This window comes from Mesorhizobium sp. M7A.F.Ca.ET.027.02.1.1 (assembly GCF_004022985.1).
Taxonomy (GTDB): domain Bacteria; phylum Pseudomonadota; class Alphaproteobacteria; order Rhizobiales; family Rhizobiaceae; genus Mesorhizobium.
In genome coordinates this window covers 1-9,953 of sequence record NZ_RZOL01000223.1, presented here as the reverse complement: position 1 = coordinate 9,953, position 9,953 = coordinate 1, and the positions used below count along the sequence as shown (strand labels likewise).

General features: G+C 62.3%; 11 protein-coding genes and 3 tRNA genes. 3 read left to right on the top strand and 11 right to left on the bottom strand.

The window, feature by feature from the left end:
* The 8 genes from rplA to tuf all read right to left on the bottom strand — a co-directional run.
* Window positions 1-664, bottom strand: a 664-nt coding sequence (gene rplA, locus EN749_RS22325) for a 50S ribosomal protein L1 (RefSeq protein WP_128363983.1), incomplete at its 3' end; no start/stop codon positions are given.
* 4 nt (window positions 665-668) lie between these two features.
* Window positions 669-1,097 (bottom strand): 50S ribosomal protein L11, encoded by a 429-nt coding sequence (rplK, locus tag EN749_RS22320; protein ID WP_013531410.1) that lies wholly within the window; start codon window positions 1,095-1,097, stop codon window positions 669-671.
* 159 nt (window positions 1,098-1,256) lie between these two features.
* Window positions 1,257-1,784, bottom strand: coding sequence for a transcription termination/antitermination protein NusG (gene nusG, locus EN749_RS22315; RefSeq protein WP_013531409.1), 528 nt, complete (start codon window positions 1,782-1,784; stop codon window positions 1,257-1,259).
* 27 nt (window positions 1,785-1,811) lie between these two features.
* The gene (gene secE / locus EN749_RS22310) at window positions 1,812-2,015 is read right to left on the bottom strand and encodes a preprotein translocase subunit SecE (protein ID WP_013531408.1); all 204 of its coding nucleotides are present in this window, start codon (window positions 2,013-2,015) and stop codon (window positions 1,812-1,814) included.
* A gap of 397 nt (window positions 2,016-2,412) precedes the next feature.
* Window positions 2,413-2,488 (bottom strand) — tRNA-Trp (locus tag EN749_RS22305).
* Between the two features lie 192 nt (window positions 2,489-2,680).
* Window positions 2,681-3,178: a metal-dependent hydrolase gene (locus EN749_RS22300; RefSeq protein WP_128363982.1), complete on the bottom strand. Its 498-nt coding sequence runs from the start codon at window positions 3,176-3,178 to the stop codon at window positions 2,681-2,683.
* Between the two features lie 250 nt (window positions 3,179-3,428).
* Window positions 3,429-5,069, bottom strand: coding sequence for a hypothetical protein (locus EN749_RS22295; protein ID WP_128363981.1), 1,641 nt, complete (start codon window positions 5,067-5,069; stop codon window positions 3,429-3,431).
* Window positions 5,070-5,223: 154 nt separating this feature from the next.
* Window positions 5,224-6,399 (bottom strand): elongation factor Tu, encoded by a 1,176-nt coding sequence (gene tuf, locus EN749_RS22290; RefSeq protein ID WP_013531404.1) that lies wholly within the window; start codon window positions 6,397-6,399, stop codon window positions 5,224-5,226.
* A gap of 312 nt (window positions 6,400-6,711) precedes the next feature.
* On the opposite strand from tuf, the gene EN749_RS22285 reads away from it, so the two are divergent.
* Window positions 6,712-7,599 carry a DMT family transporter gene (locus tag EN749_RS22285; protein WP_127396092.1) on the top strand — a complete coding sequence of 296 codons (888 nt, stop codon included), beginning with the start codon at window positions 6,712-6,714 and terminating at the stop codon, window positions 7,597-7,599.
* Window positions 7,600-7,716: 117 nt separating this feature from the next.
* On the opposite strand, the gene EN749_RS22280 is transcribed toward EN749_RS22285, so the two are convergent.
* Entirely contained in the window at window positions 7,717-7,974 is a 258-nt protein-coding gene (locus EN749_RS22280) for a GlsB/YeaQ/YmgE family stress response membrane protein (protein WP_127322984.1), read from the bottom strand.
* 132 nt (window positions 7,975-8,106) lie between these two features.
* Between EN749_RS22280 and EN749_RS22275 the strand changes: the two genes are divergently transcribed.
* Complete coding sequence (locus tag EN749_RS22275) at window positions 8,107-8,571, top strand: YidB family protein (RefSeq protein WP_127322983.1); 465 nt, start codon at window positions 8,107-8,109, stop codon at window positions 8,569-8,571.
* A gap of 74 nt (window positions 8,572-8,645) precedes the next feature.
* On the opposite strand, the gene EN749_RS22270 is transcribed toward EN749_RS22275, so the two are convergent.
* A tRNA-Gly gene (locus EN749_RS22270) sits at window positions 8,646-8,719 on the bottom strand.
* 89 nt (window positions 8,720-8,808) lie between these two features.
* Window positions 8,809-8,893, bottom strand: a tRNA-Tyr gene (locus EN749_RS22265).
* Window positions 8,894-9,091: 198 nt separating this feature from the next.
* On the opposite strand from EN749_RS22265, the gene rlmB reads away from it, so the two are divergent.
* Complete coding sequence (gene rlmB / locus EN749_RS22260) at window positions 9,092-9,943, top strand: 23S rRNA (guanosine(2251)-2'-O)-methyltransferase RlmB (RefSeq protein WP_127810312.1); 852 nt, start codon at window positions 9,092-9,094, stop codon at window positions 9,941-9,943.
* The last annotated feature ends 10 nt before the right edge of the window (window positions 9,944-9,953 follow it).

Sequence of the window (9,953 nt, the reverse complement as noted above, 5' to 3'; positions counted from 1 at the left end):
GGCCCGGGCCCATCGTCGAGGTGACCGACACCTTCTTGACGTAGTTGCCCTTGGCGCCAGTCGGCTTTGCCTTGGTCACCGCATCGGCGAAGGCGCGGATGTTCTCTTCCAGGGCCTTGACGTCGAACGAGACCTTGCCGACGCCGGCATGGACGATGCCAGCCTTCTCGACACGGAACTCGACGGCACCGCCCTTGGATGCCTTGACGGCGGCGGCAACGTCGGTGGTGACGGTGCCGACCTTCGGGTTCGGCATCATGCCGCGCGGGCCGAGCACTTTGCCCAGACGGCCGACGAGCGGCATCATGTCCGGCGTGGCGATGCAGCGATCAAAATCGATCGTGCCCTTCTGGACGATGTCGACCAGATCCTCGGCACCGACGATGTCGGCGCCGGCGGCGCGCGCTTCGTCGGCCTTGTCGCCACGGGCGAACACGGCGACACGCACCGAGCGGCCGGTGCCGTTCGGCAGGTTGACCACGCCGCGGACCATCTGGTCGGCATGGCGCGGGTCGACGCCGAGGTTCATGGCGACTTCGATGGTCTCATCGAACTTCACCGAGGAACGGTCCTTGAGCAGCTTCAGCGCATCGCCCAGGGCATAAGCCTTGTTGGGATCGATGCCTTCGCGGGTCTTCGATACGCGCTTTGCAATCTTTGCCATGATCTTAGCCCACCACTTCCAGACCCATCGAGCGGGCGGAGCCCTCGACCATGCGCATGGCCGCTTCGACGTCGTTTGCGTTCAGGTCTTTCATCTTCGCGGTGGCAATCTCGCGGACCTTGTCACGCGAAACCGTACCGGCCTTGACCTTGCCCGGCTCCTTGGAACCGGACGTCAGGTTCGCCGCCTTCTTCAGGAAATAGCTCACCGGCGCCGTCTTCATGACGAAGGTGAAGGACTTGTCCTGATAGTAGGTGATGACGACCGGAACCGGCGATCCCTTTTCCATTTCCTGGGTCTGCGCGTTGAACGCCTTGCAGAATTCCATGATGTTGATGCCACGCTGACCAAGCGCCGGGCCGATCGGGGGAGACGGCGTCGCCGATCCCGCTTTCACCTGGAGCTTGAGCTGGCCTGCAATTTTCTTAGCCATCTCTTTTCCTGCCTTTGTCTATGCCGGTCATGCCGGCGGTTGCAGTCTGGTGGTGCGGTTCGCGCAGCCGGCTAAAGCCGCACTCGCCTCCCACCGTCTCAGGCCGCACGCTTCCGCGCCGCCTCCCCTGATCGCCAAACCGGCGTCAGGGATTTCGGATCAGCCCTTTTCGACCTGTCCGAATTCCAGATCGACGGGCACGGCGCGCCCGAAGATCGAAACTTCCACCTTGAGCCGCGCACGCTCCTCATCCACTTCCTGGACGAAGCCGTTGAACGACGCGAAGGGACCATCCGAAACGCGGATCGCTTCGCCGATCTCGAACGTGACCGAAGGCTTCGGCCGCTCGACGCCTTCCTGGACCTGGTTCAGGATGCGCTGGGCTTCCGCCTCGGTGATCGGCACCGGCTTGGAGTCGCCCAGGAAGCCGGTGACCTTCGGTGTGTTCTTGACCAGCGAGAACACCGCATCGGTCAAATTGGCCTTCAGCAGCACATAGCCCGGGAAGAACTTGCGCTCGGCATCGACCTTGCGGCCGCGGCGAACTTCGACGACCTTCTCGGTCGGAACCACGATCTGGTGGATGTCGGCGGACAGGCCCTTCTGCTTGGCCTTGTTCTCGATATCCTCGGCGACCTTCTTTTCAAAGTTCGAATAAGCGTGGACGATGTACCAGCGCGCGGTCATTTCAAGACTTCTCCGTAATCGCCGGACTTAGCGTCCGATGCCCAGAATCTGTTCGACCGCAAGGCCCATGAGCTGATCGGCGGTGAAGAAAAAGATCATCGCGATCACTGCGAAGGCCAGAACCATCACCGTCGAGATCATCGTTTCGCGTCGCGACGGCCAAGTCACCTTGGCGGTCTCCGCGCGAACCTGCTGGAGAAAGACGAAAGGATTTGTGGTTTTCGAAGCCATATGCCGCTCTGTCTTCAAGACCCGTTGGCCGGGTCTCCTGGATGATCCCGCTGGCCGGGACGTGCCGCCTGAGCCCAATCTCGCGCCGAATCAGCGCAATCATTTCGCCCATGCAAATCAGACCCGTAAAGCCGGTTTCCCAGCTCCACGCGTCGCGTGTCTGTTTCGTCTACATAAAACCGATTCTTGATCCACGCAAGTGGCAAGTCTCCGCTTTATGACCAAACACCGCCTCGGAACCATCCAGTCGTTCCGTCCCGGCTATGGCGCTCTTATGCCCCAATCGACCCTACATGGCAAGCGGGTCGCCGATTTTCAAAGGCCAGGCCATGGAAATATCGCTTTGAAACGCCATTTCGAAACGGCGAAACATTGCGTTGAATGCCATTCCAAGAAATGGCACGGGCAGCAGGGCTCGAACCTACGACCTGCGGTTTTGGAGACCGCCGCTCTACCAACTGAGCTATGCCCGTATCGTGCGCATGTCGGCGCAGAAGGCGCTTCCTAAAAGCTTCCGCACGCTCTGTAAAGAGCGGTTTGCAAGCAAACGCGCCTTAATCCCGACAAGGCCATCCGGGTCGATCCCAAGCTCCGGCCTGAAGTCGCCAGCGCGCGGTGGCGTGATTGAGAGAGACGTCGCCTGCCCTCTTCGATGTGGAGCGTCCTCAAGCGGCATTCGTGGCAGGCTGCGGTCGCCCGCGTGCAAGCCAAAGCGCCCAGCCGCATATCAGGAGTTCGCATGCGAACGTCCAGTGCAGCAAAAAGCTGAGCACCCAATTGCTGAAGTCCGCCGGTACAGTGACGAGTTCGAACGCCCGCCGATCGAATGGCATCAGCCACAATATCGGCGACGCCAGCGTATCGAGGACCATATGCAGCATGGCGGCGGCAAAGAAGGCAGCCGTGGCTGCCAGATACGAGCGGGCGCGCCAGCTGACGAATAGCAACGACAGCGCCCCTGCGGCCGCCCAGAACGGCGGCCAATGCGTCATATAGGAGTGATGGTGGGGGCGTCCGCCGTCGATGAAATGGAAATACAGCATATCGATATCGGGGATGACACTGCCGACTATGGCGGCCCCGACGATAGCCGGGCTGCCAGGCCACTGCCTGCGCATGAACGTTCCGAGAATATAGCCACTTGGAAGATGGGCGAGCAGCATCTCGCGACCGTTCACGGCTGCAGGCCAGTGCAGCATTCCGCCCTATTTGTGGCGTTATTCCGGATGCCTGCGCCCGATACGCTTCGTGCCGGTCATGGTTTCGTACCCGGTGGCTTATAGGGGCCGCCCGGCACGCCCCAACCCAGGCTGGCATCGATCCTCCGCCTGCCTGGCGCCAGCAGCGACGATAGCGGAAGAATTGGAAGCGGCTCAATCTGCCTCGATGGCCAGTTTCCGGCTCCGCCGCACACTACAATTTGGCCGGCGCGTCAGCCTCGGCATTGGCGGAAGGCCGGATCCGGCAATTCTCGGGTCTTGGCACCGCCTCGCAAATGGTGGCACCGGTCAGCGCGTCGACCGATTGCAGGCCGGTCGTCAGGCCGACCTTCAGCATCATGCCGGGTTCCAGCCGGCGCTCGACCGAGCGCCGCTCGATCGCTGCGAACAGGGCGGGACCGATCGCCATCTCCTCGAGATAGGCCTTGACCATCTGCTTTTGCCCCATCGGGTAGAGGCTAAGTCGCGCCTGGGGACCGACAAGCCGCCTGATGCCGCCGGCAAGCATCAGCGCGCAGGCCGAATCGCACTCCACGCCCGCATCGATGCTCAGCCCGGCATAGGCGCCTTCCTTGGCCAGGCAATTCCACGCTCCTGGGTCACAGCCGACGAAATCGGTGCGGCCAACGGCGACGTCGAGCTTCTTTTCATGGATAAGCCGTCCTGCCGCCAGGGCGCTGAGCAGGTCGCCTCCCCTCGAACTGATCACGACAGGCAGTTGCCGTTTGCCAAGCATGGCGAGCAATTGGCGCAGCTTCTGCGGGGTCCGGGGGGTGATCGCGCCTTCTGCCGAGATCCATTCCGGGCAGTCTGGATTGCAGAGTGGATTGGTGCCGCGAACGACAACGAAGCGCATGTCCTCATCGCGCCGCGCCGCCTCGGGTTCGATCGCCGGCGGAGCAGACTTGTCCGCGGTCGCCGTCAGGCCGTCAGGCTTGTTCCCCGGCATTTCCCGGCAATTCGCGGCCAGGCGACCGGGCTCGCACAGGCTTGCCGCGGTCAACAGGCCCACAGCGTCCGTGCTGGTGACCAGCTTCATCGCCAGCATGTCGTCGAGGGCGATCTGGTGGATTTCGCTGGCCGGGGTGCCCTTCATCGTTTCGAGCATGCTTTGTTCGATGCCCATCTGTTTCAGGTAGGCTGCCAGCTTTTTCTCCACGGACTTGCTCATCTCGTAGGTCTTGTGGCTGCCGGCGTTCTTGCGGCTGACGATCTTTGTGTTGAGGATCTTCTTCTTGCCCCCCACGACGCGGTAGGTGGTCCGGTATTGCAATTTCGTACGAATGTAGGTCGTGGTGATCTGATGGACGCCGAGATAGGCCCATTCGCCGGCCACCCGCCTGATACCGCCGGCAAACATCAGAGGACAGGCGGAATTGCACATGGCGCCATAGTCGATGACATCGCCGAAGTAGCGGGCGTCACGGTCCTGGCACCCCTTCGCACCGGGCTGGCAGCTGGAAAACACCGTCTTGCCGATGGCGATATCGAACTTGTTCTTGCGGATCAGCCGGCCAAGCGTCAGCGCCGCCTCGACATTGCCGCCGGGAGAATCGACGACAACAGGCAGTTTCCGGCCGCCAAGCGTCTTCAGCATGCGTTTGAAGAGTGCCGGCGTGCCGGCTTCTATCGAGCCCTCGGCCGATATCCATTCCGGGCAGATCGGCTCGCACCCCGGTGCGTTGCTGCGAACGATGACGAACCGCATCGTCGGCCCAAGATCCGGCGCCGCATCCGCCGCAAAGGCTGCCGGGCCTGCGGCAAGCAATGCGAGCAGCCAGGTCAGAGCCAGCGGCCACAATGCCCGACGATGGAAAAACCGCCTTGGAACCATTTGAAAAAAGCCCCTCGATGCAACCTATACTAGTCGAGGCCCGGAGCCTTGCAACAGGGTTCGGCCGACTGGGCCGCAACCGATAGCCCCGCAAAAGAAAAGGGCGGCCCGAAGACCGCCCTTTTCTTGTCGATCCGGCGAATGCCGGGCTCGATTATTCCTTGATGGTGACGACGATGCCGGCACCGACGGTGCGGCCGCCTTCACGGATGGCGAAGCGCAGCTTCTCTTCCATGGCGATCGGCACGATCAGCTCGACATCGACCGTGATGTTGTCGCCCGGCATCACCATTTCGGTGCCTTCCGGCAGCGACACGATGCCGGTCACGTCGGTCGTGCGGAAATAGAACTGCGGACGGTAGTTGGTGAAGAACGGCGTGTGACGGCCACCTTCGTCCTTGGTCAGGATGTAGGCTTCGGCCACGAACTTCTTGTGCGGCTTCACCGTGCCCGGCTTGGCCAGAACCTGGCCGCGCTCGACACCTTCACGATCAACGCCGCGCAGCAGCGCGCCGATGTTGTCGCCGGCCTGGCCCTGATCGAGCAGCTTGCGGAACATCTCGACGCCCGTGCAGGTCGTCTTGGTCGTCGGACGGATGCCGATGATCTCCAGCTCCTCGCCGACCTTGACCACGCCGCGCTCGACGCGGCCGGTCACGACCGTGCCGCGGCCCGAGATCGAGAACACGTCTTCGATCGGCATCAGGAACGGCTTGTCGAGCGGACGAACCGGCGTCGGGATGTAGGCATCGACCGCAGCCATCAGCTCGCGGATCGCGTCTTCACCGATCTTCTTGTCGGAATCTTCCAGAGCAGCCAGCGCCGAACCCTTGACGATCGGAATGTCGTCGCCGGGGAACTCGTTCTTGGTCAGAAGCTCGCGAACCTCGAGCTCGACCAGTTCGAGCAGCTCGGCGTCGTCGACCTGGTCGACCTTGTTCAGGAACACCACGATCGACGGCACGCCGACCTGACGGGCCAGCAGGATGTGCTCGCGGGTCTGCGGCATCGGGCCGTCGGCAGCCGACACGACCAGGATCGCGCCGTCCATCTGCGCGGCACCGGTGATCATGTTCTTCACATAGTCGGCGTGGCCGGGGCAGTCGACGTGAGCATAGTGGCGGTTGGCCGTCTCGTATTCGACATGCGCCGTCGAGATCGTGATGCCGCGCGCCTTTTCTTCAGGGGCGGCGTCGATCTGGTCGTAGCGCTTGTATTCGCCAAAATACTTGGTGATCGCCGCCGTCAGCGACGTCTTGCCATGGTCGACGTGGCCAATCGTGCCGATGTTCACGTGAGGCTTGTTACGCTCGAATTTACCTTTGGCCATTGTCTCTTTCCTTGGACGGCCCGGATCTTCAGTTCGGTCGAAGACCTTCAGTTCAGTCGAATGCGGGGCGATTAGCGACAAAGGCCAAAAAACACAAGCGTCTTTTGGCCGGGTGCCGTCTCACTCAGTCCGAACCATCGATCCGATTGCGGGGATATGACGCTGATATAGGAAGGCTCTGGGCAAAATGAAGGGGTAGCGGGCCGACCGATCGAGGCGGCGAAAGCGCTGGCGTGCTTGCCCGGCCCTGTCTGAATCATGGCCAGGCCATGGACCATTGCCGCCGCCACCCGCCTCTGATCTTGTGTCCGGATGCATTTCATCCCTGCCTCTATCCGCGGCCCGCTGTTCATGATCGTCTCGACGGGGTCGTATCTCGTCAACGACACGATGATGAAGCTCGCGACGGCTGGCCTGCCGTCTTACGAAGTGCTGTTTCTGCGGGGTGCCGCGGCAGCACTCTGGGGCTTCCCGCTGTTGTTCGCGCTGGGCTACGGCAAGCAGATCCCGCGGATCTTCGACAAGCGCGTCCTGAGCCGGAACATGCTCGAGCTGGCGGCGATCCTTTGCTATGTGGTCGCACTCGCCAACATGCAGATCGCCGATTCCACCGCGCTCGGCCAGATCACGCCGCTCTTGATGCTGGTCGGCTCCTCGATCCTGTTTGGCGAGCGGATCGGCGGCCGGCGCATGGCGCTGATCGGGCTCGGCTTCGTCGGAGCGCTGATGGTGGCGCAGCCGACCATGCAAGGCATTTCGGTCTACGCCTTGCTGGCGCTCGGCAATGCCACATTTGCGGCGGCGCGCGACCTTGCCGGCCGGCGGGTCGCGGCCGAGGTGCCGGGGATGATCGTGGCGATTTCCGCCGTCGTGGTGGTGCTGATCGGCGCCGGCGCCGCGCATCTGGTTTCAGAGCGCTGGGTCATGCCCGGGGCACATCACCTGCTGCTGATGGCCGGTGCTGGATTTTTCCTGATCTTCGGCCATTTCTTCATCTTCATGGCCTATCGCATCGGACCGACCAGCGCCGTGGCGCCGTTCTACTATTGCTTCACCGTCTGGGCGGTCATTTCCGGCCTGCTGGTGTTCGGGCAGTTCCCCAACGCGCTGGCCATTTGCGGCATTCTGCTGGTCGTCGGCAGCGGGCTGACCATCGTCTCGCTGGATCAGCGTCAGCGCCGGCTGGCCGTCGTCGCCTAGCCTCGTTTCATTGCTGCTTTTCGCCGCCCCGATGCCATAGGCAAGCCACTCTGAGCATACCGGCCTCAAGCCGGTCTCGCCTTCAGAAACTCGAAACCTCAGATGATCCGCAGGCGCCTAAAGCGTCCGCCTTGCGCTGAACTGATGGTAAGCCCACAGAACGACCACCGCGCCGATGACGGCAACGATCAGGCTGTAGATGTTGAGGCCGGTGACGCCTGACGCGCCGAAGGCACTGAATATCAGACCGCCGACAATGGCGCCGACGATGCCCAGTACGATATCCATGACGACACCCTGGCCGGTCTTGTTGACGATCTTGCTGCCGATGAAGCCGGCGACCACGCCGAGAATGATCCAGCTGATGATACCCATTTTTTCCTCTCCATCCCCTCGCCAGCCGAACATTTTCATAGGATTGTCAAAACCTCAAGCCAGCTTGAAATTCCGCCCGAATGCTTCATTGTCGAGGAGGGGTCGGGCCTTGTTCGCTATGGAGGATCCACGATGGGACTTTTTGACAATGCCGTTCCCGGCGGCAACATCACCAAACCCCTGATGATCGCGCTCGGCGCATTGCTGGTCGGCAAGATGCTGAGCGGCAGAAATGCCGAAGAGCCAGAGCAGTCTCCCGCGCCCGCTCCGACCGCCCCCGTCCCGACGGAAACCACATCCGCCGATGGTGGCCTGGCTGGCGGATTGGGCGGCCTGCTCGACAAGCTCAGAAATGCCGGCCACGGCAATGCCGCCGACTCCTGGGTCGGCACCGGGCAGAACCAGCCGATCAACGCCAACGATCTTGGCGCCGCGATCGGACCGCAGATCATTCGCGAGATCGCGCAACGGACCGGGCTGGACGAGCAGGAACTGCTCAAACAACTGTCCACCGCCTTGCCCGGCATCGTCGACAGACTGACGCCGAACGGCCAGGTGCCGCAGCAGCACCAGGTCGCCACCGCGTTCAACAGCTGACGCGGCGCAGCCACCACAATTGGAGCGCTGCGCCTCGTGCGCAGTGTTTCGATTTGCCGGATGGGATGAGTGTCTGGAGCGGGTAGCGGGAATCGAACCCGCATATTCAGCTTGGAAGGCTGCTGCTCTACCACTGAGCTATACCCGCGCCGTTCCTGAAGTACCGGATTCATCCGAAAAGCGCCATGCACTTTTCGGTCCGATTCTTGTTACGTTTCAGGGCTTCCGGGCCGGCAGTGGTGGAGAGGGTTGGATTCGAACCAACGTAAGCTAAGCTAACGGATTTACAGTCCGTCCCCTTTAACCACTCGGGCACCTCTCCAGTCTGCCGCCGGAGCCATGCAACGAGGCATTCACGCCGATCCGGACCCGAGTTATGTGTTCTCCGAAACCAGCGCAGCGCCTTATGGCGGCAAGCCCATTGGGTGTCAACCGCGCAACCATGGTTTTTCGTTTCTGTTCGCCGGCTGTAGTGACAGGCCATATCCTTGGCCGGAGGACACCGCTATAGAAGCCAGCCATGAGCGACAAAACCAACACCCCCAAAGACACCCATTACGCCAAGCTGCGCCGCGCCTATCGCGACGAGAAAAGCGGCGGCGCGCCGGCATTCCGGGCTCGACAGCCGGTTCCGCCGGGCGAAAATGCCGCGGATGGCCTGGTGCGGCTCTACGGCCTGCACACGGTGCGTGCCGCACTCGACAATCCGCGCCGCAAGATCAGGAAGATGCTGGTGACGCGCAATGCGGCCGAGCGCCTCGAAATCGCCGATCTCGCCGCCCTGCCCTTCAAGACCGAACTGGTCGAACCCAGGGACATCGACAAGATCACCGGGTCGGATGCCGTGCATCAGGGTGTGCTGATCGAGGCCGAGCCGCTTAAAGCCAAGCGGCTCGATGCGCTTGGTGACGCGAAGCTGGTGCTGGTGCTCGACCAGATCACCGACCCGCACAATGTCGGCGCCATCCTGCGCTCGGCGGTGGCCTTCGGCGCTGGCGCGCTGATCACCACAGCCCGCCACAGCCCGCAGGAATCGGGCGTGCTGGCGAAATCCGCCTCCGGCGCGCTGGAGCACATCGACCAGATCGAGGTGAAGAACCTCGCCGACGCGCTCGGCCAGCTGCACGAGGCCGGCTTTCGCACCATCGGGCTTGATTCGGACGCGCCGGCCGAACTCGAAAAGAGCTTTGCCGGAGAAAAGATCGCCCTGGTGCTGGGCGCCGAAGGCAAGGGCCTGCGCCAGAAGACCCGCGAGACGGTGACGACGCTGGCGCGGCTCGACATGCCCGGCGCCATCCATTCGCTCAACGTGTCGAATGCCGCGGCGATCAGCCTTTACGTGGCGCGGAAGTTTTTAGCGAGTAGCGAGTAGCGAGTAGCGA